The organism is Methylococcales bacterium, from assembly GCA_030949405.1.
GTDB lineage: Bacteria > Pseudomonadota > Gammaproteobacteria > Methylococcales > Methylomonadaceae > WTBX01.
The window spans coordinates 43,119-68,863 of record JAUZSN010000002.1 but is presented as its reverse complement, the minus strand read 5'-3'; the positions used below and the strand labels follow the sequence as shown (position 1 = coordinate 68,863).

Genomic DNA, 25,745 nt, shown 5'->3' with positions numbered 1-25,745 from the left:
AAATCAGTAAGTTATTTATTAGTACGCATTTTTATTAATAAACCCTTTAAAGATAGTAAAAAAAACAATCTTTAAGTCTAAATAAAGCGACCAATTTTCAATATACCAAAGATCATACTCAACACGCTTTTGCATTTTATACAATGTATCCGTCTCGCCTCGGTAACCGTTAATTTGCGCCCATCCTGTAATACCTGGTTTAACTTTATGCCGCCACATATACGAATCAACTAAATCTTTATAATATTCATTATGTGATAACGCATGAGGTCGAGGCCCAACAACAGACATTTTACCCTGCAATACATTCACAAATTGAGGCAGTTCATCCAAGCTCGTTTTACGTAAAAAAGCCCCGAGCTTTGTAATTCGCACATCATTTTTAGTCGCTTGTACAATAAGATCAGATGTTTCTTTATGCATGGTCATTGATCTAAACTTATAAACTTCAAAAATTTGTTTATCAACGCCATGCCGTTTTTGTTTAAATAAAATAGGACCCGGTGAAGTGAGCTTAATTAGAACCATAATTAATAAACAAGGGACTGTTATTATAATTAAGATAATAACGGATAAAATGACATCCTCATATCTTTTTATAGCCCTGTTTCTTTTAGTTAAAGAAGAACTACTCAGATTTAAACTAGAAAACCCCATTAAATTAGTTATATTATAGTTTAATAACGGAATGCCTTCTAAATCAGGAAAAAACCGAATATCAACCGTAGAATGACGCAAATCATGAAGTATACCTTTAATAATATAAGCATCTGATAACGGTAAGCAGATCCATAGCTCATGATATTTTTTTGTATCTAGTTCGGCAAATAATTCATGAGTAACCTCTTCATTCGTACAATTAGTTTTTGATAAGTTAATCGTCTTATTAATATTAAAACCATATTCTAAATGCTGTTGACTAGTTTTAATAATATTATCAATCATTATTCCATTACCAACAAGCATAATTTCTCTACTATTTTTTCCTTGTTGGCGACACTTATTAAGAGTAAAGGAAACAATGACACGATATAAACATGTCAAACTAACGCCAATAACAAACCATAGCTGCACCCACGTAATTGAAAAGATAGCAAGTTGTTTAGAAAAAAATAGTAGGGCTAGTAAACAAATAAATGAGAAGAACCAAATTGTAAATACTTTATAGATTTGTTTAATAAATATAAGCCCACGCCAAGAACAATATAAATGATTAATTGAGGTCGATAACAAAACTATTAAGGTATTAATTAGAATAACGACTTTATAATTAAAACCAATATAAAGACTATTATGTACGATATAATAACTAATAATAGAGGAAAAGATAACAATAAAAAAATCTAATATGAAGAATAATAAATGACGATCTTCTAAACTATATTGTTTCATAAAAGATAAACTATATTGCCGCATAAAATTATCCAATTTTTCATTTAAAGAATGATGTTAAATAATTGAAAATTTAACACAGAAGTAAGTGCTTGAACTATTTTTAATGAGGAACTAACTGCGATATTCTTGTATCATAGGTTAATGACTAAAAAAACAGAACAACACAGAAAATACGCGCAGCTAGTCACGCAATTATCGCTGAAATTACAACAACAGGCAAGCAAACTGTTCGTAACTTAGCTTCAATTGTTGGTCGCTCAAAAAGCAGTGTGCATCGTCATCGTCAAGCGCAAACAAAGCGAAATCGACATCCTGAATCATCATTATGGGAAACCGAGGCAGGTAGTTCTTGGCAAAGATTAATGGTGTTTTCCGCCTTGTATGTCTTTGGATTAAAGGCAGGCGTAGGTGCAGAGACTTTATCGCTGTTTTTTAAAATGATACGGATTGACACCCATGTGGGCGTATCACCCGACGCACTGCGGACTCAAATCAATAAAATGGAAGTCTTATTGCCGCAGTTTCAGCAAGAATGCGAAAAAAGTGTGAAAAAACAAACACGTAAAGTTGTTGCTGGGCTGGATGAGACTTTTTTCGGCAACTTTATGATTTTAGTTTTAATGGACTTACGTTCTGGCTATCTTTTGTTGGAAGATATTAGCGATGATAGGTGCTACGATACTTGGTATAAAAAGGTTTCGCCACGATTAGAATCATTAGGCATTGAGGTTAATCATGCGATTAGTGATCGCGCTAAGGCGTTGATAAAAATGGCAGTGACGGGGTTTAAGTGCGAATCGGGGGCAGATATTTTTCATGCTCAACAAGATATGAGTCGCTGGTTAGGCGCGAAAATCGGCAGGCGTGCAGCAAGGGCTGAAAAACAGCGGCAAGCAGCGCAAACCGCAGAGTCTACTGTTTCTAAAACGGCAACGATGCAGAAAATTATTGGACTTAAAACAACACGGATAACGGCTGAAAAAGAGCTTGAAGAAGCCAAAAAAATACAAACAGATTATCACGAAAACTTACAAGGGATTGCGGATGAAGTTCATCCTTTTTCACTCAATGATAGTCGTAGAAACGATGCGGAACAGGTTGAGAAGTTGCTAGAGTTAAGAGCGCGAGCCTTTGAAAAAATAGCGGAAAAACAAGGGATTAACGATCATAAAGGCGTGATGAAAAAGTTTCGTAATCAAATAAAACCGTTAGCGGTATCCATCAGTTTTTGGTGGCTTTGGGTACGCGAAACCTTGCAAAATTTGGGGCTTGATGCGGATACCGAATATTGGTTGACCACAACATTATTACCCGTTGTTTATTGGCATCAGAAAATGGAACAAACTAAAAGCCGCAGGTCAAAGGAAAACTATCGAAAAGCTTGGGAAACCGCGTCTGATAAGCTCAAATCAGACCCATTTAGTGCAAAGTTATCAATCAGTGAAATGCAGCGATGGCTAACATTGGCGGAGCATATGGCAAGGCAGTTTCAACGCAGTTCATCTGCGGTGGAAGGGCGAAATGGCTGTTTATCGCAAATGTATCGCAATGGGCGAGGTTTGAATAAAAAGCGATTAAACGCGTTGACGGTCATTCATAACTACGGAATCAAACGTGAGGATGGCACAACCGCCGCCATGCGTTTATTTGATACCGAGTTTCCAGACTTGTTTTCATGGCTACTGAATGAAATGGGCGAGTTACCGCTTCCTAGAAATAGTCGAAAGCGTGTGTTTTCTAACCCTTTGAAATTGCTGGATGTCCCGTCTTAAATTGGTAGCCTAAGTAATGTATCAACTTAAGATAAAATATTATTTAATATTTATATCAAGATTATTAATTCCGTTAGTCCCTAAAAATAATTTCAATGTTAATAAAGCAGGACGATTATTAATGTCATCCGTTATTTTCAGTGTATCGAGTTGAGAAATAGAAGAAGGTGATCTATCTATCTTTTTATTTTTTTTCAACGTAACAATGGGAATTAAACGTGAAATTTTAGACTGTTTGAAGTTCGAGTAACCGAAAACAACGCCAAGATAACGCGCCCCTTCAGCTCTATCTAAAATTAACGTCTGTTTACGTCCAGGTAAAACAATAAAATGTTCGGTCTCAATACAAGCAGGGTCAATTTGTTCTGCCGTTAATAAACGTTTAAGTCCACTCGTTGATTTTGTAGCAATTAAAAAAGCGCGTGAATCACTAAATTGAAAGACCTTCATTAATAAGGCATTGGGCTTTTTATCAAAATTATTTAGTAATGTTGCCGAATCTATTTCTAATAAAATTGCTTTTTTTTGATGCTCCCAAGACATTTGGGCAAGGTTTTTTGCTTCGGCATCAAATACGGTTCCTTTATCAACCCAATGCTGCTGTTGATCGTCCCAATGCCAAGGTTCAACGATGACCAGCTTTACGGATTGAGGCGGCTCAACCTTTTGTACACACGCTGTTATCATTAAAACTAAGGCTAGTAATAAAGCATTAGCCATCGTTGTTGGGTTCATTTTATTAGTAAGCGATTATTTATGAAAACGGCAGCTCTAAAATAATGGTTTCATTACGTTCAGCCCCTGTTGATATTATGGCGATCTTAACACCAATTAAGGTTTCAATTCGATTAATGTAAGCTTTTGCATTTTCAGGAAGCTTTTCATAGTCTGTAACTCCTGCCGTCGCTCCATCCCAGCCTGGCATTTCTTCAATAATGGGTATGCAAGCGGCATATTGTTCTGCGCCTAAAGGAGCGATATCGGTTTTCTTTCCATTAATTTCATAGGCGGTGCAAATTCCAATTTTATCTAAACCGTCCAGCACATCTAATTTAGTTAAACAAATACCACTTAAACTATTTAATTGTGCTGATTTTCGCATTGAAACGGCATCGAACCAACCGGTACGTCGTTTGCGTCCTGTCGTTGCCCCAAACTCATGGCCTTTTGTTCCTAAATGCTCTCCGTATTCATCATCTAATTCCGTTGGAAACGGGCCATTACCAACTCGAGTTGAATACGCTTTCGTTATTCCAAGAACGTAATCTAAATCTAAAGGACCTATGCCTGCTCCAGTTGCTGCGCCTCCCGCAGTCGTGTTTGATGAGGTGACATAAGGATAAGTACCATGATCTATATCAAGCAAAGCCCCTTGCGCACCTTCAAATAAAATATTTTCATCATTTTTCTGGTAAGCATTAATTTTCTCACCGACATCAATCAGCATGGGTTTAACAATTTTTGCTAAAGTTAAGGCCGATTCTAATGACTGTTCGTAATCAATGGCATCAACCTTATAATAGTTAATTAACATATAATTATGATAATCGACTAATTCTTTTAATTTTTCAGCAAACACCGTTGGGTTTAGCAAATCACCCGCTCTTAAGCCGCGTCTTGCAACTTTGTCTTCATAAGCGGGGCCAATTCCTCGTCCTGTGGTCCCAATGGCTTTTTTTCCACGTGCAATTTCACGAGCTTGATCAATTGCAATATGAACGGGCAAAATTAATGCACACGACTCACTAATTTTTAATCGATCTCTAACTTTAATTCCCGCACTTTCTAATAATTCAATTTCTTCTGTGAGGGCCTCCAAGGATAAGACGACTCCATTGCCAATTAAGCATTCAACATGACTTCTTAAAATACCTGAAGGAATAAGATGAAGTACTGTTTTTTCACCCTCAATAACGAGCGTATGCCCTGCATTATGCCCCCCTTGAAAACGAATAACCGCTTTTGCCTGATCAGTTAATAAATCAACTAATTTTCCTTTACCTTCATCGCCCCACTGTGTGCCGATGATAACAACATTTTTTCCCATAATTATTCCAAATTTTAAACGAAAGGCTTTATCAGCCAGTTTTTATTTTCTTTTGTTAAGATTGCCGTGCACTTTAGTTCTTTTGCACCCCCTGATTGTTCAGGTAATTGTTGAATAACAACGCAACCATCCACTCTTAGGTTTTTCACACGTTCCGTTAATTGTGGATCATTGATAACATAAGGGGCAAAGATAATCTCTTTTGTCCGTCTATTTTCTTTAGCCAATGAGGCTAAAAATTTCAAATCCGCACTAAACCCTGTTGCAGGACGCGCTCGACCAAAAACCCCTCCGATATTATCATAGCGTCCACCTCGCGCTATTTCTCTACCAATATTAGGCGTTAATGCCGCAAAAATAATCCCTGTGTGATAGTGATAGCCCCGTAATTCAGCTAAATCAACATTAACCGACAAGGAGGGGAAAATAATATGTAATTGATCGGCTAGTTTTTGTAAATCCGCTAAAGCCTGTTTTATTTCAGCCGAAGAATCTGAAAAAATAGCCGCCGCATCGGTTAAAACATCCCTATTTCCATTTAGTTTAGGGAGCTTTAAAAATAATTTTTTATACTCATTATCAATCGTATATGTTTTTAATACGTCGATTAATTCGGTTGTGGCTTTACGCTGTAAAATATCAAATAACGCACCCTCTTGTTGTGAGTTTAAACCCGCTTGTTTTGATAAAGCGCGATAAATACCCACATGGCCTAAATCAAGGTGTATATCTTCTAAGCCGATACTCGTGAGCATTTCGACCATTAATTGAATCACTTCTAAATCACTTTCTCGACCTTGATGTCCATAAATTTCTGCCCCTATTTGCATAGGACTACGGCTTTGTTCCAATTTATCGCTAACGGTATGCAGAACGGTTCCAACATAACACAGTCTTGTGGGTGATTCATGCCTTAGGTTATGCGCATCAATTCGTGCAACTTGCGGGGTCATGTCGGCCCGAACGCCCAGCATTTCACCACTTAATGAATCTGTAAATTTAAACGTTTGCAAATCAAGTTCATGCCCTGTTCCCGTTAATAATGACGCAAGGTAATCCACTAAAGGCGGAATAACTAATTGATAACCCCAGCTATTAAAAACATCCAATAATTGTCGACGCAAGCGTTCTAAATGTGCGGCATCATCAGGTAAAACTTCATCAATACCATCAGGGAGTAACCAAGGATCTTTTTGTAACATGTTATGTGTCCATTCGCAGAAAACGCCCCATAGGAGCGTTTTTTGTGGTGATAATGAATCCTTAGAACATTAATGTTCCAAAGAGTTATTTATTTTTGTTTCTTAAAATACTTGAAGAAATCTGAATCAGGTTCCATGACTATCATATCACCTGCATTTGAAAAGGTCTTTTTATACGCATTTAAGCTACGATAAAAACTAAAAAATTCAATGTCTTCACTATACGAATTTGCATAAATTTCGGCAGATTTTCCATCCCCTTCACCCCGTAATTTTTCAGCATCACGAAAGGCATTCGCTAAGGTAACGGTGTGTTGACGATCGGCATTAGCGCGAATACGTTCAGCAGCCTCGGCTCCTTGAGAGCGAAATTCACGAGCAACTCGTTCACGTTCGGCTTCCATACGTCTGTAAACAGAACTACTGACTTCATTGGGCAAATCAATACGTTTGACTTGTACATCGACAATTTCCATGCCTAAGTTGGCTGCAATCTTACTTGAACTTTTAATTAAGATCTCACGAATAGCACTTCGGTCAGTCGAAACTAATTGTTTGATATTTCGTTTACTAAACTCAGCACGATAAGCATCTTTAATAATTTGATCTAACCGTAAATTAGCTTGATAAATATTTCCCGAAACAACGGTGTAGAATTTTTTAACATCACCAATACGCCATTTTACAAACGAGTCAACAATGACGTTTTTCTTTTCTGCCGTTAAAAAACGCTCAGGCTTTGAATCCATAGTTTGAATTCGACTATCAAATTTTTTAACATTATTGATAAAGGGCATTTTAAAATAAAGCCCAGGGGTATAATCATATTTAATAATTTCCCCTAACTTAAATTTAATAACTTTTTCTGTTTCCGATACCGTAAAAACACTCCCTGTACCGATAAAAAATAAGGTAGAAAGTATGGCTACAATTTTATTAGCGGTCATTATCGTCCCCTTTCTGTACGCGTGCGTGATGAAGATCTTGGCACAGGTTGACTTGTTTTATGCATGGGCGTTTTAACACCCTGAGTAGGTCGTGCATTCGTTGTTGTATCGGTTGTTGAATTCGCTAGTTTATCAAGCGGTAAGTATAATAAATTATTACTCCCTTTCACATCAACCATCACTGTTTTTGTCGTTGATAGCACAGATTCCATTGACTCTAAATATAAGCGTTGTCGAGTCACTTCTGGGGCTTTTCTATATTCAATCAGAAGTTTTGAAAATCGACTCACTTCCCCGATTGATTTTGCAATGACCTGTTCTTTATACGCTTCGGCTTCTTGCATTTTTCTAGCAGCCGCGCCTCTTGCTTTTGGAATAACATCATTCGCATACGCTTCCGCTTCATTAATTAAACGTTGCTGATCTTCTCGAGCTTTAATCGCATCTTCAAATGCACCTTGTACCTGTTCAGGTGGTTGGGCATCTTGTAAATTAACACTGGTAATTTGAATACCTGCTTTGTAGGCATCCATGACCGTTTGAATTTCTGTTTTAATTTTAGCGACCACATCACCACGACCTTCCGTTAAAACATAGTCCATACTGCTACTACCAATGATTCCACGTTCGGCCCCTTCGGTCACTTGCTTTAAGGTTGCTTGAGGACTGGCCAAATTAAATAAGAATTCTTTAGCATCTTTAACTTGATATTGAACCGCAAGACGAACATCAATAATGTTTTCATCTTTGGTCAGCATTAAGGCTTCTTTCGGTACAGAACCCACACCCTGCCCACCTGCAGAACGATAACCCACTTCAATATAGCGTTGTTGTTTTACATTAACTAACTCAACTTGTTCAATTGGGTAAGGAAAATGCCAATTTAAGCCCGCTTGTGTCGGCGGCTCAATGTATTCTCCAAAACGCGTTTCAACACCATGATTTCCTTCATCAACAATATAAAACCCACTAAGCCCCCAAAGAACCAAGGCACCTGCGGCAAGAACACCGAGTCCTATAGAGAGATTTGAAGATTCATTATTATTATCGCCATTATCACCCCCATTACCAAAAATACCGCCTATTTTTTTTTGTAATGAACGAATTGCTTCATCCAAATCAGGTGGACCTTGTTGATCTTTACGACCACTCCAAGGATCTTTATCATCACCACCGGGTTCATTCCAGGACATACAGATGCTCCAAATTGGGTTACTTCAAAAATTAAATCTATGTAGTTAAGGGACTATTCTATCGCAAATATTCATCAATATTTACCTTAAATGAAAATTATTAATTTATATTATTTCTTCAAATTCGATAGTTTTTAATAATCCCAAATATTTTTTATCTATTACAATGGTTATAGTCCAACTACCCTTTTCATCAATATCTTCTTTAATAATTTTAGCAAAATCAAATAACTTTGCACGAATAGCCCCTTGAGTTGGGCGTAAATAGCAGTTGATTTTTATCTTACTTGAGATAAATAATTCAGTTAAAGCTTGGTAAAGTAAAGCAATGCCATCACCTGTCTGCGCTGAAAGCCAGACTCTAATAGGTTGACCCTTATCATCATAATCAATATGCGGACTAATATCTTCTAATAAATCAATTTTATTAAAGACTTGCAACTGTTTAATTTTCCCAGCGTCTATTTCATTTAAAACTTGATTAACCTGAAAAATAGTTTCATCTCTATCTTCCGCATTCGCATCAATAACATGCAATAAAAGTTCAGCTTCACTGGCTTCTTGTAGCGTTGATCGAAAAGCTGAAACCAATTCATGCGGTAAGTGGCGTATAAAACCCACCGTATCGGCTAAAATAATCGATGAACCCTTTTCGATTTCACATAATCGTAACGTGGGATCTAAGGTTGCAAACAGTTGATTGGCGGTATATATATTTGCGCCTGTCAATTTATTGAACAAGGTTGATTTACCTGCATTGGTATAGCCAACTAATGAAACGGCGGGGACTTCCGCTTTTTTACGCTGACTTCGCCCTTGATGCCGTTGTTTTTCAACTTTTTTTAGTCGCTGTTGAATGAGCTTAATGCGCGCACTCAGTAAACGTCTATCTGTTTCTAGCTGCGTTTCACCTGGCCCTCGCATACCAATGCCGCCTTTTTGACGTTCTAAGTGAGTCCAACCACGGACTAATCGTGTTGATAAATGTCGAAGTTGCGCTAATTCGACCTGAAGCTTTCCTTCAAAGGTTTTCGCTCTTTGAGCAAAGATGTCTAAAATTAAGCCGTTTCTATCAACAACGCGAACTTCTAGGGCTTGCTCAAGGTTTCTTTCTTGACTCGGTGATAAGGCGTGATTAAACAAAACAATATCCGCTTCATACCTTTCTATATCAGCCTTGAGTTCCTCTAATTTTCCCGAACCCATAAAATAACGGGGATCAGGTGAGCGGCGTGTTCCTGTTAGTGTATAAACAGGATCAGTCCCTGCGGACTTTGCCAGTTCTTTTAATTCCAGCAAGTCTTCTTGGTCTGCATGTAGCTTAAGGTGGACGAGAATAGCTCGCTCACCCGTATCGGGGCGATCAAACAATCGGGGACTCCTTTATAAAATTAAGATTTACTCGTTTTCATCCGCAGCTTCGTTATCACGTCCTATTTTAATAGGTTTTCCAGGTACGATCGTTGAGATAGCATGTTTATAAACCATTTGACTAATGGTATTTTTTAACATGATGACGTATTGATCAAAAGAATCAATTTTACCTTGTAATTTAATGCCATTGACTAAAAAAATAGACACGGGAATATGCTCTTTTCTGAGCGTATTTAAAAAAGTATCCTGTAAATTTTGAACTTTTGACATCCAATTTCTCCCTATTATTATTTAATTTGCATTTATTAAAAACGACCATAACGATAGATTATAAGTCATTTACTTAATTGACATGACTAAAGATCATTTTTAGAAAATTGGGACAAAATTAGAATTTACAAGTTCAATGATGATTTAAGCCTTGATTATTTCATATTACTTAAAAAAAGGTTAATTTCATTTGAAACGTTCTCAAATAAATACGGATCAGCCGAAACAAAGGATTTAGCATCCACTTCTTTTCTTAGCCATGTAAACTGCCGCTTTGCGAGTTGTCGTGTCGCAATAATTGCTTTTTCGGTCATTAATGCACGATCATCATCGCCTTTTAAGTACGCCCAAACTTGCCGATAACCTACGGCACGAATAGCAGGCAATGTTTCATTTAAATCAGGCCGTTGATACAATTTTTCAACCTCCGCAATCAATCCTTGTTCTAACATGCTGTGAAACCGCTGTGCAATCACCTGATGCAATAAGGGGCGATTATCTGGAGCCACTTTTATTTTTAAAGGGTGATAAGGAAACGCATTAGACTGTGATTCTTTAAAAAAAAGACTCAACGGTTTGCCACTGATCTGATGAACTTCTAAAGCACGTTGTATACGCTGTGGATCATTAGGATGAATACGTGCCGCAGATTCAGGATCAACCGCTATCAATCGCTGATGTAAAGCCTGTTTTCCTAAAACAGCCAGCTCATGATCGAGTTGTTTTCTAATCTCAGGATTCGCAGTAGGTAATTCGGCCATCCCTTGCGTTAACGCTTTAAAATATAACATCGTTCCCCCCACTAAAAGGGGTATTTTCCCACGAGCTGTGATCTCTGCCATTAGCTCTAAGGCTTGTTTTCTAAACTGGCCTGTTGAAAAATGTTCACTCGGATCAATAATATCAATTAGATGATGCGTAATGCCTTCACGTTCTTTGCATGTAGGCTTTGCAGTCCCAATATCCATCCCTTTAAAAACCAAGGCCGAATCAACACTAATAATTTCAGTCTTTAAATGATGGGCAAGTTGTATCGCTAAGGCACTTTTCCCCGAAGCAGTCGGTCCCATTATCAATAGAGCAGGCGGCAACTTATTTTTCATGATAAGCGTACTGTGAAATTTTTAGGAAAGGGAGTACATTTAGCCCCTCTATTCTTCCTACGTTTACGGTGTGATCGTTCACATTTATCCATTAATCGACGAAAAAAATCTATTTGATGCGGTTCATTTATTTCAGTGTAACGCAAAAAAACTTATTTTTTCACGCCATTCTTATAATTTCTTTAAATCATAAGTAAAAAAACCTCCGAGATTTTCAAAAACCTCGAAGGTTTGCTCAATTAAACTAATTTAAATTAGTCTTTCTTAACTTCTTCAAACTCAGCATCTAAAGCATCATCATCGGGTGCAGTTGAAGCCTCTTCACCTCCAGTAGGAGCTTCACCACCAGCGGCTGCTTGTTCTGCATAGACTTTTTCAGCTAATTTACCAGACAATTCAGTTAACGCCGTTGTTTTAGCTTCAATGTCATCCTTGTCATCGCCTTTAATGGCTTCTTTCAATGCGTCAACCGCCGAATCAATGGAGGCTTTTTCATCTGCATCCACTTTGTCGCCTAATTCTTCAACAGATTTTTCAGTGGCATTAATCATCCCTTCCGCACTATTACGCGCAGTGACTAATTCCGTAATTTTACGATCTTCATCAGCATGAGCCTCCGCATCTTTAACCATACGATCCACTTCTTCATCCGATAACCCACTCGAGGCTTTAATAATGATAGATTGCTCTTTGCCTGTGGCTTTATCTTTCGCAGAGACATTTAAAATACCATTCGCATCAATATCAAAGGCGACTTCAATTTGAGGCGTTCCTCGACGTGCAGGTGGAATATCTTGCAAATCAAAACGACCCAGCGATTTATTACCCGTTGCCACTTCACGCTCACCTTGTAAGACATGAACCGTTACCGCAGTTTGGTTATCTTCTGCTGTTGAAAAAGTTTGTGACGCATTCGTAGGAATAGTCGTATTTTTTTCGATTAACTTAGTCATCACTCCGCCCATTGTCTCAATACCTAGAGATAAGGGAGTAACGTCTAATAACAAGACATCCGTAACATCGCCCCCTAAAACACCCGCTTGAATCGCAGCCCCTAAAGCAACCGCTTCATCAGCATTCACATCTTTACGCGGTTCTTTACCAAAGAAACTTTCAACTAACGCCTGAACTTTAGGCATCCGTGTTTGACCGCCGACTAAAATAACTTCATTAATCTCAGAAGCGGACAAACCCGCATCCTTTAAGGCCATTTGACACGGATTTTTAGTTCGCTCAATCAAATCACCCACTAAGGATTCTAATTTAGCCCGTGTTAATTTAACGTTTAAATGTTTAGGACCTGAAGCATCCGCCGTCACATACGGTAAATTAATATCGGTTTGTTCCGTAGAGGATAATTCAATTTTTGCTTTTTCAGCCGCTTCTTTTAAACGCTGTAAGGCTAGAGGATCATTATGTAAATCAATCCCTTGCTCTTTTTTAAACTCGTCCGCTAAAAAGTCAATGATACGCAAATCAAAATCTTCGCCGCCTAAAAAGGTATCCCCATTCGTGGCTAATACTTCAAATTGATGTTCCCCTTCAATTTCAGCGATTTCAATAATGGAAACATCAAACGTGCCGCCACCCAAATCATAAACAGCAATGGTTGTATCGCCTTTAGGCTTATCCATTCCATAGGCTAATGCCGCTGCTGTTGGCTCATTAATAATACGTTTAACGTCTAAGCCTGCAATCCGCCCTGCATCTTTCGTTGCTTGACGTTGCGAATCGTTAAAATACGCAGGAACCGTAATAACCGCTTCGGTAACACTTTCACCTAAAAAGGCTTCAGCATCTTTTTTTAATTTCATCAAGACCCGTGAAGAAATCTCGGGTGCTGCCATTTTATTACCATGACATTCAACCCAAGCATCCCCATTTTCAGCTTCAATGATGTTGTAAGGCACCATTTTAATGTCTTTTTGGACGACTTTTTCTTTAAATCGACGACCAATTAAACGTTTAATCGCAAATAATGTATTTTCAGGATTTGTGACAGCTTGACGTTTAGCCGACTGCCCTACTAACACTTCATCATCTGCAGTAAAAGCAATAATAGAGGGAGTCGTTCTTGCGCCTTCACTATTTTCAATGACACGCGCCGTTCCGTTTTCCAAGACGGCAACACAGGAGTTAGTCGTTCCTAAGTCAATACCGATCATTTTACCCATTGATTTCTCCAAAGTGGTTGTTTATAAATAATTTTAAAGTTGTTTGCGATATGGGGTTGTCTATTTTAATTTCAAGCTTTTTCAGCGGCCTTAGCAACGACAACCATCGCAGGACGAATTAAACGACCATTTAAGCTATAACCTTTTTGAAATACATTTAATACAGTATTCGGTTCAGCTTCTTCAGAGGGTTGCATCGCCATCGCCTGATGAAGCTCAGGATCAAAGCTTTCCCCTGTTGGATCAATTTTTTCAATATTAAACTTAATAAAGACCGATTCAAATTGTTTTAGCGTTAATTCATAACCTTCACGAATTTTTTTAGTTTCATCACTCTCCCCTATGATTGCTTGTAAGCCGAGCTCTAAGCTATCAATCACAGGTAATAATTCTTTAGAAAATTTATCTAAAGCAAACTTATGTGCATTCTCTAAATCTTTTTGTGTTCTGCGTTTTAAATTTTCCATTTCAGCTTGTATACGCAGCGATTTATCTAAATGCTCGGTCGCTTTTTGTTCCGATGCGACTAACTTTTTTTGTAATTCTTCTATTGTAATTCCATCAACAACATCAATATCCTCAAGTGCTTCCGCCAAGGCTTCATTAATAACAGGGGCTGGGGTTTCAAGGTCAATTTCTTCTTGAGAATCGGGGTTTTCCTGCTCATTACTCATAATTTTAAAGCTCCAAACTAGCTAGGTATCTAAAGATTAAATGCAAAATGCATTAATAAAATATTTGCAAGGTGAGATGAGGGTCTATGATTTGGAATTCAAGGCTGCCCCTAATAATTTTGCGGTCACATCCACATAGGGAATAATTTTTTCATAAGCCATTCGAGTCGGGCCAATAACCCCTAAAACGCCAACAACTTCATCATTAACTGAATAAGGAGCCGTAACTAAACTGCATTGTTGAAAAGCCTCATAGCCTGATTCTTCACCAATAAAAATCTGTACGCCATCCGCTTCAAGGCATTGATCCAGTAAGTGAATCACGCTACGCTTTTGTCCAAAGGCATCAAACAATTGCTTAAGATGATCCATATCCGATAAGTCGGAAAATTCCATTAAATTAGTTTCACCGCTGAGTACATAATCATTAGACTTGTTCTTTAAGAAGAAGTTAATATATCATGTTAAAATTCCATAGGATAGCCGCTAAAAAAGAAAATAAATCTTTTACACCTTCTTTTTTATTTCTAAACTTGTCAACTAGACATCTATATCTTTTCATTCCACCGATTACATGCTCAACAATGACTCTTTCACGACTCATCTCTTTGTTTTCTTTTTTTTGTTTTTCAGTTAATGTTGGGTTTGGATTATGCTTAGATTTATTTGGTTTTTTATGAGGAATATTTACCGAATTAGTTTTATATTCATTATTAAACCCCAAATAACCTAAATCAATAAATATATTAAAATTACTAAACCAATTTAATTCTGGATTAAATTCTTTTTTAAACATTCCATAATCATGATTTTTACCGGAAAACTAACCCCAATATATAAAATTAAATGACCTAAAGAAGCTATAGTGGTATTTTTAATTGTATGCTGTTTTTTTACCACTGTAAAATTCATTTTGTTCTTCATAGTCACTAGGGCGTTGTACAGCAAGCTCTGTAGTATCTATTATCAATGTTTGAACTCCGCCAAAAGCCTGCTGCATTTCTTCAGGGGTTGAAAAACTTGTTGCAGGTAAAACATTAAATATATCTAACGTCTTTATTAAAATTGGAAATAATTTGTATACATGAGTATGAGCGCATGATTTATTCATATTAAAAGAAAACCCTAAGTGATCGAAAGTAGAATAGCACTTCATATAATTTAATATAAATAATAATTTGTCTGCGGGTGTTTTTAATGTGCTATCTAAACCACTACCGTATTTTCTTTCTTTATTTTCATGTTTTTATTTTTGATCTTCAATAAGGGTCTTTTCAAATAGAGATAATAGTAAAATAAAATGTTCTGTTTTTAATCCTGTTAAAGCTCTTAACTGTCTATCATCATAAATTCTTGGTAAAATTTCTTTTATTTTCATGTTATACTTTGATTTTTATTTTTTATAGAAATTTATTATAAAGCTTATTTATTATTTTTAATAATTTAATTTAAAGTTTATTTATTAGGCTGTATCAACTGATTGTGAGTGTTATCAAGTATATATAAGCAATTGATTTTAATATATTTTATTTAGAAGAACAAGTCTATTATTAGTTTGTTTATCAAAGCAATACTTCGGACAGTTTTAAAAAAGGTAGCGGTCTTAATTCTATAAGGTATTGATTTTAAAGGGTTTTACATTTACGAGATGTGTTGCTAAATTATTTTTAAAATCAATGGGTTACAAAAACTGTCCGAAGTATTGATGAACGGTCATTTAAATGGGACGTCTTCGTCACATTAATCCTTTGATTATAAATTAGCACTCAAACAAAAGACTGCCATCCTTCAAAATTATCAGCTTGCTTACTTTCTGTCAATATTAAATTTTATAGAGACGCGTTAACAACACTAACAAAAACAGAGTTTTTTTATAGGTTAATTTTCTATTTAAACTCAATAGACTTGTTCTTTAAGAAGAAGTTAATATATCATGTTAAAATTCCATAGGATAGCCGCTAAAAAAAGAAAATAAATCTTTTACACCTTCTTTTTTATTTCTAAACTTGTCAACTAGACATCTATATCTTTTCATTCCACCGATTACATGCTCAACAATGACTCTTTCACGACTCATCTCTTTGTTTTCTTTTTTTTGTTTTTCAGTTAATGTTGGGTTTGGATTATGCTTAGATTTATTTGGTTTTTTATGAGGAATATTTACCGAATTAGTTTTATATTCATTATTAAACCCCAAATAACCTAAATCAATAAATATATTAAAATTACTAAACCAATTTAATTCTGGATTAAATTCTTTTTTAAACATTCCATAATCATGATTTTTACCTGGAAAACTAACCCCAATATATAAAATTAAATGACCTAAAGAAGCTATAGTGGTATTTTTAATTGTATGCTGTTTTTTTTACCACTGTAAAATTCATTTTGTTCTTCATAGTCACTAGGGCGTTGTACAGCAAGCTCTGTAGTATCTATTATCAATGTTTGAACTCCGCCAAAAGCCTGCTGCATTTCTTCAGGGGTTGAAAAACTTGTTGCAGGTAAAACATTAAATATATCTAACGTCTTTATTAAAATTGGAAATAATTTGTATACATGAGTATGAGCGCATGATTTATTCATATTAAAAGAAAACCCTAAGTGATCGAAAGTAGAATAGCACTTCATATAATTTAATATAAATAATAATTTGTCTGCGGGTGTTTTTAATGTGCTATCTAAACCACTACCGTATTTTCTTTCTTTATTTTCATGTTTTTCTTTTTGATCTTCAATAAGGGTCTTTTCAAATAGAGATAATAGTAAAATAAAATGTTCTGTTTTTAATCCTGTTAAAGCTCTTAACTGTCTATCATCATAAATTCTTGGTAAAATTTCTTTTATTTTCATGTTATACTTTGATTTTTATTTTTTATAGAAATTTATTATAAAGCTTATTTATTATTTTTAATAATTTAATTTAAAGTTTATTTATTAGGCTGTATCAACTGATTGTGAGTGTTATCAAGTATATATAAGCAATTGATTTTAATATATTTTATTTAGAAGAACAAGTCTATTATTAGTTTGTTTATCAAAGCAATACTTCGGACAGTTTTAAAAAAGGTAGCGGTCTTAATTCTATAAGGTATTGATTTTAAAGGGTTTTACATTTACGAGATGTGTTGCTAAATTATTTTTAAAATCAATGGGTTACAAAAACTGTCCGAAGTATTGATGAACGGTCATTTAAATGGGACGTCTTCGTCACATTAATCCTTTGATTATAAATTAGCACTCAAACAAAAGACTGCCATCCTTCAAAATTATCAGCTTGCTTACTTTCTGTCAATATTAAATTTTATAGAGACGCGTTAACAACACTAACAAAAACAGAGTTTTTTTATAGGTTAATTTTCTATTTAAACTCAATAGACTTGTTCTTTAAGAAGAAGTTAATATATCATGTTAAAATTCCATAGGATAGCCGCTAAAAAAGAAAATAAATCTTTTACACCTTCTTTTTTATTTCTAAACTTGTCAACTAGGCATCTATATCTTTTCATTCCACCGATTACATGCTCAACAATGACTCTTTCACGACTCATCTCTTTGTTTTCTTTTTTTTGTTTTTCAGTTAATGTTGGGTTTGGATTATGCTTAGATTTATTTGGTTTTTTATGAGGAATATTTACCGAATTAGTTTTATATTCATTATTAAACCCCAAATAACCTAAATCAATAAATATATTAAAATTACTAAACCAATTTAATTCTGGATTAAATTCTTTTTTAAACATTCCATAATCATGATTTTTACCTGGAAAACTAACCCCAATATATAAAATTAAATGACCTAAAGAAGCTATAGTGGTATTTTTAATTGTATGCTGTTTTTTTTACCACTGTAAAATTCATTTTGTTCTTCATAGTCACTAGGGCGTTGTACAGCAAGCTCTGTAGTATCTATTATCAATGTTTGAACTCCGCCAAAAGCCTGCTGCATTTCTTCAGGGGTTGAAAAACTTGTTGCAGGTAAAACATTAAATATATCTAACGTCTTTATTAAAATTGGAAATAATTTGTATACATGAGTATGGGCGCATGATTTATTCATATTAAAAGAAAACCCTAAGTGATCGAAAGTAGAATAGCACTTCATATAATTTAATATAAATAATAATTTGTCTGCGGGTGTTTTTAATGTGCTATCTAAACCACTACCGTATTTTCTTTCTTTATTTTCATGTTTTTCTTTTTGATCTTCAATAAGGGTCTTTTCAAATAGAGATAATAGTAAAATAAAATGTTCTGTTTTTAATCCTGTTAAAGCTCTTAACTGTCTATCATCATAAATTCTTGGTAAAATTTCTTTTATTTTCATGTTATACTTTGATTTTTATTTTTTATAGAAATTTATTATAAAGCTTATTTATTATTTTTAATAATTTAATTTAAAGTTTATTTATTAGGCTGTATCAACTGATTGTGAATGTTATCAAGTATATATAAGCAATTGATTTTAATATATTTTATTTAGAAGAACAAGTCTAATAAATAATGTTTTAGGTTTAAGGTCATCATGACCTAGTATAAAATCTAGCATACTAATTTAATCGCCTTTATAAACTATAAAGCAATAAGATTATGCCTATTTTTTAAATTATCTAACGATTAAAGTATTGATAAATATTTTTTTATAAGGATAATAGAAACGGCATAATTTTATTTTATTGGGAGAAGTATGTATCCATTAAAAAGAAGCCGTGTTGTTAAAACATTTAATGGGAGAACTTTTTCAGGTGATATTAATGATTTTGAAGATCATGATCATGTTATTATTTACAAAGGTTTTCTTGGTATTGTTAGGCATCATATCCATAGGCTACCAATTTAAGACGGGACATCCAGCAATTTCAAAGGGTTAGAAAACACACGCTTTCGACTATTTCTAGGAAGCGGTAACTCGCCCATTTCATTCAGTAGCCATGAAAACAAGTCTGGAAACTCGGTATCAAATAAACGCATGGCGGCGGTTGTGCCATCCTCACGTTTGATTCCGTAGTTATGAATGACCGTCAACGCGTTTAATCGCTTTTTATTCAAACCTCGCCCATTGCGATACATTTGCGATACATTTGCGATAAACAGCCATTTCGCCCTTCCACCGCAGATGAACTGCGTTGAAACTGCCTTGCCATATGCTCCGCCAATGTTAGCCATCGCTGCATTTCACTGATTGATAACTTTGCACTAAATGGGTCTGATTTGAGCTTATCAGACGCGGTTTCCCAAGCTTTTCGATAGTTTTCCTTTGACCTGCGGCTTTTAGTTTGTTCCATTTTCTGATGCCAATAAACAACGGGTAATAATGTTGTGGTCAACCAATATTCGGTATCCGCATCAAGCCCCAAATTTTGCAAGGTTTCGCGTACCCAAAGCCACCAAAAACTGATGGATACCGCTAACGGTTTTATTTGATTACGAAACTTTTTCATCACGCCTTTATGATCGTTAATCCCTTGTTTTTCCGCTATTTTTTCAAAGGCTCGCGCTCTTAACTCTAGCAACTTCTCAACCTGTTCCGCATCGTTTCTACGACTATCATTGAGTGAAAAAGGATGAACTTCATCCGCAATCCCTTGTAAGTTTTCGTGATAATCTGTTTGTATTTTTTGGCTTCTTCAAGCTCTTTTTCAGCCGTTATCCGTGTTGTTTTAAGTCCAATAATTTTCTGCATCGTTGCCGTTTTAGAAACAGTAGACTCTGCGGTTTGCGCTGCTTGCCGCTGTTTTTCAGCCCTTGCTGCACGCCTGCCGATTTTCGCGCCTAACCAGCGACTCATATCTTGTTGAGCATGAAAAATATCTGCCCCCGATTCGCACTTAAACCCCGTCACTGCCATTTTTATCAACGCCTTAGCGCGATCACTAATCGCATGATTAACCTCAATGCCTAATGATTCTAATCGTGGCGAAACCTTTTTATACCAAGTATCGTAGCACCTATCATCGCTAATATCTTCCAACAAAAGATAGCCAGAACGTAAGTCCATTAAAACTAAAATCATAAAGTTGCCGAAAAAGTCTCATCCAGCCCAGCAACAACTTTACGTGTTTGTTTTTTCACACTTTTTCGCATTCTTGCTGAAACTGCGGCAATAAGACTTCCATTTTATTGATTTGAGTCCGCAGTGCGTCGGGTGATACGCCCACATGGGTGTCAATCCGTATCATTTTAAAAAACAGCGATAAAGTCTCTGCACCTACGCCTGCCTTTAATCCAAAGACATACAAGGCGGAAAACACCATTAATCTTTGCCAAGAACTACCTGCCTCGGTTTCCCATAATGATGATTCAGGATGTCGATTTCGCTTTGTTTGCGCTTGACGATGACGATGCACACTGCTTTTTGAGCGACCAACAATTGAAGCTAAGTTACGAACAGTTTGCTTGCCTGTTGTTGTAATTTCAGCGATAATTGCGTGACTAGCTGCGCGTATTTTCTGTGTTGTTCTGTTTTTTTAGTCATTAACCTATGATACAAGAATATCGCAGTTAGTTCTTTATTTTGTCCCGTCTTAAGTTGGTAGCCTATCCATACAGAAAATATTATTGAAGATTATGATAAGATTATAATTGATACGTCTTTTATAATACCCTTAACATTTTCAATATTCGTTATTAGTTTTCTAATAATTGATATGCCGTCATTAGTGTAATTATTCTTTGTAAAAAATATTATCATGTAATTTATTAGGTGAGGCATTATTAGCCTCACCTAATTTTCAAACAAAAATAGCCATTCACTGCCTGACACGCATATAGCCTCTATTTTGCGCATATTATTGATGAAAAATAGAGACTATATTACAAAAAATAATTAAAAAAATTAGCATTTTATTGATGACTTAAGTCTAAGTAAAGGGGGCTTAATAACCGCCTATTTTCATGACATAACTAGGGTTCATTATTAATACTTACGTTCGCGTACAATACGAATACCTTCCTATTCACATAGCTTACCCTCTATGTGGCATCAATTACTTTATACGCCAAAATCAAACTAACAATGATTTTTTTGATATTTTAATGTCAACTTTTCCATGTTTCTTCCAAAAAAATGATCGCCTTTTCCACGTTAATTTGGGGCTAACGCATTAAAAAACCGTCCAATCTTAGTCCTTATTTTTATACAGGGCTCAAGTTATTTTATTAATTTATAACCATTGCGCTCTTAGTTTATCGCGATTTAAGGCCAGCCACTGAATAGCGATAATCGGAATACCTGACTTAATTTCGCCTCGCTCTAATAATTGATAAACCTCATCGAAACTAACGGTGGTTACTGATATATCTTCCGATTCTTCTTCTAACCCATGAATCCCGCCAATCCCTGAACTATCAACTTTACCACAATATAAGCTTAGTAATTCAGAGGAGCCGCCAGGTGAGGTATAAAATTCATTAATAAGCATTAAGGCTTCAATTTTACAGCCCGCTTCTTCATAAGCTTCACGATGGGCAACCTCTTCTTTGGTTTCTCCCGCTTCAATACCGCCTGCCACAATTTCCAGTAACCAAGGGCGTGACATGTGAACCATTGGCCCCACGCGAAATTGCTCTAATAAAACGACTTCATCTCGTTTCGGGTCATAAAGTAAAACACCCACACAATCACTTCGACGAAATAGTTCTCGTTGTAAGGGTTGACTCCAGCCCCCATTAAACAACGTATGCTTTAAGTGATAACGTTCAAGTTTAAAGAAACCATCATAGACCGTTTCTTGGGACAGTATTTTATAATCGGGGGTCATTTTGAGTACGTTACCTTATAAATTAAACCTTGCTTATCATCCGTAATTAATAGGCTCCCATCGTCCATTTCTAAAATATCAGTTGGACGACCTAAGACCTTTTTATCATCGGTTAACCAACCTGAAATAAATGTCTTTTCTGAAATAGGCTGTCCATTTTTAAAGGTAACTAAGGCAATACGATAGCCATCAGGTATTGAGCGATTCCATGAACCATGTTGAGCAACAAAGAGTTGATGTTGATAGGGTTTAGGAAATTGATTGCCTCGATAAAAACGCATTCCTAAAGGGGCATTATGAGCTTTAAATTTCCACGCAGGCGGTTGAAACCTTGCACAGTCTTTTTCACCGCCTAATTTAGGGTCTAAAATGGCATCCCCATAGCAATAAGGAAAGCCAAAATTTTGTCCTTTTTCAGTCCATAAATTTAATTCATCAGGCGGCGTATCATCCCCTAAATTATCCCGTCCATTTTCAGTGAAAAAAAGTGATTTTGTGGTGGGATGCCAATCAAATCCCACTGAATTACGAACGCCTGATGCAATGATCTCAAACTCACTGCCATCGGTATTGACTCGAAATAACGTTCCGTAAATTGCTTTCTCCGATTCACAGCTATTGCACGGCGCACCCACGGCTGAATATAATTTATTATCGTCACCGATGCGTAAATATTTCCACCCATGTCGTTTATCCGCAGGTAAGTCCTCATAAACAATACTCGGTTTCGGGGGATGAGCTAACTGCTTACCTATATTTTTAAATTGAATAATGCGATGCGGTTGGGCAACATATAACGTGCCATTTTTATAAGCCACGCCATTCGGCATATATAAATCGGTTGCCAACGTATACTTTTTATCCGCAACGCCATCATTATTACTATCTTGGAGCGCGTAAACACTGCCTTGTTGACGCGTACCTACATAAACGACCCCATTATCACCTAAAGCCAACGTTCGGGCATTAGGGACATTTTGAGCAAAAATAGACAGCGTAAACCCATCGGGAACGCTCAATTGCTTTAATACTGATTGCTGCGAATCATCCGCTAAAACAGGGTTAATGAGCCATAAACCAATCAATCCTAATTTTGAAATTTTCATCATACTAAAACCTTCGCTGTGTTAAGACCCAGTCCATAGTAAACCCGACTGGGTTCCAATTTAAATTGCAAATAAAAAGCAGACCGCCTAATCAACAACCCCGATTAACCCTCTTAGAATCATTTATTTCACACCCTAACGATTTGTTGAGTTACGTCCTCGGCCACGGGATTGATTTGTATTAGCCTTAGCTCCTGAACGCTGCCCGTCCCGATGATCTACTCTGGGTTTTTTAGGCTTTTTAGGCTGATGAGACCGCACATCTAACCGAGATTCAGGCACCGTATGAGTAGGTTCAAAACCATCCATTATTTCACGGGTTAATAATGATTTTATGAGACGCTCAATATCTGAGAGCTGTTTAAATTCATCGGCACTGACCAGTGAAATAGCTTGGCCTTCTGACCCTGCCCGTCCTGTACGTCCTATACGATGAACATAATCCTCGGGGACATTCGGTAAATCAAAATTCACCACGTTAGGAAGTTGATCAATATCTAATCCACGGGCGGCAATATCCGTTGCCACCAACACTTTAATATCGCCTCGTTTAAAACTGGCTAATGCTTTTGTCCGCGCCCCTTGGCTTTTATTGCCATGAATCGCCGCCGCTTTAATTCCCGCCGTTTCTAAAACTCGGGTTAGTTTATTTGCCCCATGTTTAGTTCGACTAAAAACTAAAACCTGCTCCCATTTATTGACTTTAACCAAATGAATCAGTAATGCGATTTTTTGCTTTTTATCAACAGGATAAATCCATTGCTTAACTGTATTAACCGTGGTTTCTTGCGGGTTAACCGCAATTTCAACGGGATTATGTACAAACCCTTTCGCTAAACGACGAATTTCATCCGAGAAGGTGGCTGAAAATAATAAATTTTGACGTTGCTTAGGCAATAAAGCCAATATTTTACGAATATCATGGATAAAACCCATATCAAGCATTCGATCCGCTTCATCTAAAATCAATACGTCTAATTCTTTAAATTTCATCGCATTTTGATTATACAAATCAAGTAAACGCCCTGGTGTTGCCACTAATATATCCACCCCTTGACGTAACCGCATCATTTGAGGATTTATCTTCACGCCACCAAAAACAACAGCTGAACGTAAGGGTAAATATTTACCATAAAGGCGAATACTTTCTTCAACTTGAGCGGCAAGTTCACGCGTCGGGGTTAACACTAATGCCCTAACTTGATTAGCATGAGCGGGTTTACCTTTTGAAAGTTGTTCTAATAACGGCAGCGTAAAACCTGCAGTTTTTCCTGTTCCTGTTTGTGCTGCAGCCATGACATCTCGCCCTGTTAATATCGCGGGAATGGCTTGTTGCTGTATGGGCGTTGGGGTTTCATACCCTTGCTCTGCAATGGCTTTTAAAATTTCGGGGGATAAATCTAAAGCGGTAAAACTCATATAAACTATCTCATTTTGTTAAATTAGGTTGTTAGGACCAGACATTCATTATTTTGAATCCCTAGACAGAAACCGTGTTTCTTAGGACGCATCTTTTAATAACCGTCAAAATCCGATTGTAAGCGGGATGACAGCGGTTATTAATCGCTTATTCCTTAATTAAAATTTTAATCTCAAATACGCTTGTTAAACAATTAATGCCACAAATTTTTAATAATTTCGGTTATTTTAATAACCTCATTATCCTTTAAATTGGCACAAATAGGCAGTGAGAGACAATGGGCTGAAACCTGTTCGGTCACAGGCAAAGAGACCCCTTGATACGCCTCTTTAAAAACAGTTTGTTGATGCAAAGGAACGGGGTAATAAATAGCACAACCTATTTTTTCATTTTGTAACGCGGTTAATAGCTCATCTCGACGTTCGGATAACACGGTGTATTGATGGTAGACATGGTTGCCAATCGTATCTTCAAAAGGCGTTATCAGGGGTAATTTTTCCATTAATCGAGAGTATAAATGCGCACTATGACGACGAGCTTGATTGTATTGATTAATTCGTTTTAATTTAACGCGTAAAACGACCGCTTGCAATTCATCTAAACGACTATTAAAACCAATCACTTCATGATAATAACGCTCGCTTGAGCCATGATTACGCAATTGTTTTATTTTCGCGGCGATTTCATCAGAATTTGTAGCCACCAATCCGCCATCACCAAACGCGCCTAAGTTTTTACTGGGAAAAAAACTATAACCCGCGACATCTCCCACAGACCCTGTTTGTTTGCCCTCAACAGTCGCACCAAATGATTGTGCACAATCTTCTATTAACTTTAAATCATGCGCCTCACTGAGCTGTTTAATCGCCTTAATATCTGCGGGCTGTCCAAATAAATGAACAGGCATAATCGCTGTTGTTTTGGGCGTAATCGCTTTTTCAATCGCGCAGGGATCTATATTAAATGTCTTTGGATCTATATCCACAAAAACAGGGGTGGCTCCTACATATTTAATGGCTTCGGCGGTTGCAATAAACGTAAAGGCTGTTGTAATGACTTCATCCCCCGCTTTAATTCCTGCGGCCAATAACGCGAGATGCAAAGCATCGGTCCCTGAGGCAACCGCTATGGTATGCTTGATCCCTAAATAGTCGGCGGCTTCTTTTTCAAAAGCCTGTACATTAGGACCTAAAATGAATGAACAGTTGGTCAGTGTTTCCGCGAAACCCTGTTCAATTTCATCTTTAATATCAGCATAGTTTGCTTTGAGGTTTACCATTGGAATCATTTATAGCACCTTGTGTTTTT

At 36.4% G+C, this 25,745-nt stretch carries 26 protein-coding genes and 2 pseudogenes; 1 reads left to right on the top strand and 27 read right to left on the bottom strand.

Annotated elements, in window-relative coordinates; all coding sequences use genetic code 11:
- Positions 1 to 18: 18 nt before the first annotated feature.
- Complete coding sequence (locus Q9M50_00380) at positions 19 to 1,392, bottom strand: undecaprenyl-phosphate glucose phosphotransferase (protein MDQ7089095.1); 1,374 nt, start codon at positions 1,390 to 1,392, stop codon at positions 19 to 21.
- Between the two features lie 272 nt (positions 1,393 to 1,664).
- Between Q9M50_00380 and Q9M50_00375 the strand changes: the two genes are divergently transcribed.
- Positions 1,665 to 3,167: a DUF6399 domain-containing protein gene (locus tag Q9M50_00375; protein MDQ7089094.1), complete on the top strand. Its 1,503-nt coding sequence runs from the start codon at positions 1,665 to 1,667 to the stop codon at positions 3,165 to 3,167.
- Between the two features lie 39 nt (positions 3,168 to 3,206).
- On the opposite strand, the gene Q9M50_00370 is transcribed toward Q9M50_00375, so the two are convergent.
- The 26 genes and pseudogenes from Q9M50_00370 to Q9M50_00245 form a co-directional block, all read right to left on the bottom strand.
- Positions 3,207 to 3,887 carry a type VI secretion lipoprotein TssJ gene (locus tag Q9M50_00370; GenBank protein ID MDQ7089093.1) on the bottom strand — a complete coding sequence of 227 codons (681 nt, stop codon included), beginning with the start codon at positions 3,885 to 3,887 and terminating at the stop codon, positions 3,207 to 3,209.
- Between the two features lie 34 nt (positions 3,888 to 3,921).
- Complete coding sequence (locus Q9M50_00365) at positions 3,922 to 5,220, bottom strand: adenylosuccinate synthase (GenBank protein ID MDQ7089092.1); 1,299 nt, start codon at positions 5,218 to 5,220, stop codon at positions 3,922 to 3,924.
- 8 nt (positions 5,221 to 5,228) lie between these two features.
- The gene (locus Q9M50_00360; protein MDQ7089091.1) at positions 5,229 to 6,416 is read right to left on the bottom strand and encodes an ATP phosphoribosyltransferase regulatory subunit; all 1,188 of its coding nucleotides are present in this window, start codon (positions 6,414 to 6,416) and stop codon (positions 5,229 to 5,231) included.
- An 89-nt stretch (positions 6,417 to 6,505) separates the two neighbouring features.
- Complete coding sequence (gene hflC / locus Q9M50_00355) at positions 6,506 to 7,363, bottom strand: protease modulator HflC (GenBank protein MDQ7089090.1); 858 nt, start codon at positions 7,361 to 7,363, stop codon at positions 6,506 to 6,508.
- Positions 7,363 to 8,556 carry an FtsH protease activity modulator HflK gene (hflK, locus tag Q9M50_00350; protein MDQ7089089.1) on the bottom strand — a complete coding sequence of 398 codons (1,194 nt, stop codon included), beginning with the start codon at positions 8,554 to 8,556 and terminating at the stop codon, positions 7,363 to 7,365. Before hflK ends, hflC begins: the two co-directional genes overlap by 1 nt.
- A gap of 105 nt (positions 8,557 to 8,661) precedes the next feature.
- Complete coding sequence (gene hflX, locus Q9M50_00345) at positions 8,662 to 9,927, bottom strand: ribosome rescue GTPase HflX (GenBank protein MDQ7089088.1); 1,266 nt, start codon at positions 9,925 to 9,927, stop codon at positions 8,662 to 8,664.
- Between the two features lie 27 nt (positions 9,928 to 9,954).
- Positions 9,955 to 10,200, bottom strand: a complete 246-nt coding sequence (gene hfq, locus Q9M50_00340; GenBank protein ID MDQ7089087.1) for an RNA chaperone Hfq — start codon at positions 10,198 to 10,200, stop codon at positions 9,955 to 9,957.
- Between the two features lie 155 nt (positions 10,201 to 10,355).
- Complete coding sequence (gene miaA / locus Q9M50_00335; GenBank protein MDQ7089086.1) at positions 10,356 to 11,270, bottom strand: tRNA (adenosine(37)-N6)-dimethylallyltransferase MiaA; 915 nt, start codon at positions 11,268 to 11,270, stop codon at positions 10,356 to 10,358.
- 287 nt (positions 11,271 to 11,557) lie between these two features.
- A complete protein-coding gene (gene dnaK, locus Q9M50_00330; protein MDQ7089085.1) occupies positions 11,558 to 13,477 on the bottom strand; it encodes a molecular chaperone DnaK in 1,920 nt (639 codons plus the stop codon).
- A gap of 71 nt (positions 13,478 to 13,548) precedes the next feature.
- Entirely contained in the window at positions 13,549 to 14,151 is a 603-nt protein-coding gene (gene grpE / locus Q9M50_00325) for a nucleotide exchange factor GrpE (protein MDQ7089084.1), read from the bottom strand.
- A gap of 84 nt (positions 14,152 to 14,235) precedes the next feature.
- Positions 14,236 to 14,580: pseudogene (locus Q9M50_00320) on the bottom strand (HrcA family transcriptional regulator).
- A 22-nt stretch (positions 14,581 to 14,602) separates the two neighbouring features.
- The gene (locus Q9M50_00315) at positions 14,603 to 14,947 is read right to left on the bottom strand and encodes a transposase family protein (GenBank protein MDQ7089083.1); all 345 of its coding nucleotides are present in this window, start codon (positions 14,945 to 14,947) and stop codon (positions 14,603 to 14,605) included.
- Positions 14,948 to 15,025: 78 nt separating this feature from the next.
- Positions 15,026 to 15,340 (bottom strand): annotated as a pseudogene (locus Q9M50_00310) (transposase family protein).
- 57 nt (positions 15,341 to 15,397) lie between these two features.
- Positions 15,398 to 15,529, bottom strand: a complete 132-nt coding sequence (locus Q9M50_00305) for a hypothetical protein (protein ID MDQ7089082.1) — start codon at positions 15,527 to 15,529, stop codon at positions 15,398 to 15,400.
- A gap of 558 nt (positions 15,530 to 16,087) precedes the next feature.
- Positions 16,088 to 16,459, bottom strand: coding sequence for a transposase family protein (locus tag Q9M50_00300; GenBank protein ID MDQ7089081.1), 372 nt, complete (start codon positions 16,457 to 16,459; stop codon positions 16,088 to 16,090).
- 26 nt (positions 16,460 to 16,485) lie between these two features.
- Complete coding sequence (locus tag Q9M50_00295; protein ID MDQ7089080.1) at positions 16,486 to 17,004, bottom strand: transposase family protein; 519 nt, start codon at positions 17,002 to 17,004, stop codon at positions 16,486 to 16,488.
- Between the two features lie 545 nt (positions 17,005 to 17,549).
- A complete protein-coding gene (locus Q9M50_00290; GenBank protein MDQ7089079.1) occupies positions 17,550 to 17,933 on the bottom strand; it encodes a transposase family protein in 384 nt (127 codons plus the stop codon).
- Between the two features lie 26 nt (positions 17,934 to 17,959).
- Positions 17,960 to 18,478, bottom strand: a complete 519-nt coding sequence (locus Q9M50_00285; GenBank protein MDQ7089078.1) for a transposase family protein — start codon at positions 18,476 to 18,478, stop codon at positions 17,960 to 17,962.
- 509 nt (positions 18,479 to 18,987) lie between these two features.
- On the bottom strand, positions 18,988 to 19,221 hold the full coding sequence (locus tag Q9M50_00280) for a DUF6399 domain-containing protein (protein ID MDQ7089077.1): 234 nt from the start codon (positions 19,219 to 19,221) through the stop codon (positions 18,988 to 18,990).
- Entirely contained in the window at positions 19,197 to 19,664 is a 468-nt protein-coding gene (locus Q9M50_00275; protein MDQ7089076.1) for a DUF6399 domain-containing protein, read from the bottom strand. Before Q9M50_00275 ends, Q9M50_00280 begins: the two co-directional genes overlap by 25 nt.
- Entirely contained in the window at positions 19,658 to 20,164 is a 507-nt protein-coding gene (locus Q9M50_00270; protein MDQ7089075.1) for a hypothetical protein, read from the bottom strand. The genes Q9M50_00275 and Q9M50_00270 overlap by 7 nt, the downstream gene beginning before the upstream one ends.
- Before the next feature lie 55 nt (positions 20,165 to 20,219).
- Positions 20,220 to 20,498 (bottom strand): hypothetical protein, encoded by a 279-nt coding sequence (locus Q9M50_00265; GenBank protein ID MDQ7089074.1) that lies wholly within the window; start codon positions 20,496 to 20,498, stop codon positions 20,220 to 20,222.
- 816 nt (positions 20,499 to 21,314) lie between these two features.
- Entirely contained in the window at positions 21,315 to 21,911 is a 597-nt protein-coding gene (locus Q9M50_00260; protein ID MDQ7089073.1) for an NUDIX domain-containing protein, read from the bottom strand.
- A complete protein-coding gene (locus Q9M50_00255; protein ID MDQ7089072.1) occupies positions 21,908 to 23,017 on the bottom strand; it encodes a PQQ-dependent sugar dehydrogenase in 1,110 nt (369 codons plus the stop codon). Before Q9M50_00255 ends, Q9M50_00260 begins: the two co-directional genes overlap by 4 nt.
- Positions 23,018 to 23,152: 135 nt before the next feature.
- Entirely contained in the window at positions 23,153 to 24,436 is a 1,284-nt protein-coding gene (locus Q9M50_00250) for a DEAD/DEAH box helicase (protein ID MDQ7089071.1), read from the bottom strand.
- Between the two features lie 194 nt (positions 24,437 to 24,630).
- Positions 24,631 to 25,725 carry a DegT/DnrJ/EryC1/StrS family aminotransferase gene (locus Q9M50_00245; GenBank protein ID MDQ7089070.1) on the bottom strand — a complete coding sequence of 365 codons (1,095 nt, stop codon included), beginning with the start codon at positions 25,723 to 25,725 and terminating at the stop codon, positions 24,631 to 24,633.
- Positions 25,726 to 25,745 lie beyond the last annotated feature (20 nt).

Bases quoted from the DNA above. Each gene is read 5' to 3' on its own strand.
- dnaK (MDQ7089085.1), bottom strand. From the start codon at position 13,477: ATGGGTAAAATGATCGGTATTGACTTAGGAACGACTAACTCCTGTGTT.
- hfq (MDQ7089087.1), bottom strand. From the start codon at position 10,200: ATGTCAAAAGTTCAAAATTTACAGGATACTTTTTTAAATACGCTCAGA.
- Q9M50_00285 (MDQ7089078.1), bottom strand. From the start codon at position 18,478: ATGAAAATAAAAGAAATTTTACCAAGAATTTATGATGATAGACAGTTA.
- Q9M50_00305 (MDQ7089082.1), bottom strand. From the start codon at position 15,529: ATGAAAATAAAAGAAATTTTACCAAGAATTTATGATGATAGACAGTTA.
- Q9M50_00255 (MDQ7089072.1), bottom strand. From the start codon at position 23,017: ATGAAAATTTCAAAATTAGGATTGATTGGTTTATGGCTCATTAACCCT.
- hflC (MDQ7089090.1), bottom strand. From the start codon at position 7,363: ATGACCGCTAATAAAATTGTAGCCATACTTTCTACCTTATTTTTTATC.
- Q9M50_00380 (MDQ7089095.1), bottom strand. From the start codon at position 1,392: ATGAAACAATATAGTTTAGAAGATCGTCATTTATTATTCTTCATATTA.
- Q9M50_00245 (MDQ7089070.1), bottom strand. From the start codon at position 25,725: ATGATTCCAATGGTAAACCTCAAAGCAAACTATGCTGATATTAAAGAT.
- Q9M50_00260 (MDQ7089073.1), bottom strand. From the start codon at position 21,911: ATGACCCCCGATTATAAAATACTGTCCCAAGAAACGGTCTATGATGGT.
- Q9M50_00250 (MDQ7089071.1), bottom strand. From the start codon at position 24,436: ATGAGTTTTACCGCTTTAGATTTATCCCCCGAAATTTTAAAAGCCATT.
- Q9M50_00315 (MDQ7089083.1), bottom strand. From the start codon at position 14,947: ATGTTTAAAAAAGAATTTAATCCAGAATTAAATTGGTTTAGTAATTTT.
- Q9M50_00360 (MDQ7089091.1), bottom strand. From the start codon at position 6,416: ATGTTACAAAAAGATCCTTGGTTACTCCCTGATGGTATTGATGAAGTT.
- Q9M50_00270 (MDQ7089075.1), bottom strand. From the start codon at position 20,164: ATGATTTTAGTTTTAATGGACTTACGTTCTGGCTATCTTTTGTTGGAA.
- Q9M50_00280 (MDQ7089077.1), bottom strand. From the start codon at position 19,221: ATGTATCGCAATGGGCGAGGTTTGAATAAAAAGCGATTAAACGCGTTG.
- grpE (MDQ7089084.1), bottom strand. From the start codon at position 14,151: ATGAGTAATGAGCAGGAAAACCCCGATTCTCAAGAAGAAATTGACCTT.
- Q9M50_00370 (MDQ7089093.1), bottom strand. From the start codon at position 3,887: ATGGCTAATGCTTTATTACTAGCCTTAGTTTTAATGATAACAGCGTGT.
- miaA (MDQ7089086.1), bottom strand. From the start codon at position 11,270: ATGGGACCGACTGCTTCGGGGAAAAGTGCCTTAGCGATACAACTTGCC.
- hflK (MDQ7089089.1), bottom strand. From the start codon at position 8,556: ATGTCCTGGAATGAACCCGGTGGTGATGATAAAGATCCTTGGAGTGGT.
- Q9M50_00295 (MDQ7089080.1), bottom strand. From the start codon at position 17,004: ATGAAAATAAAAGAAATTTTACCAAGAATTTATGATGATAGACAGTTA.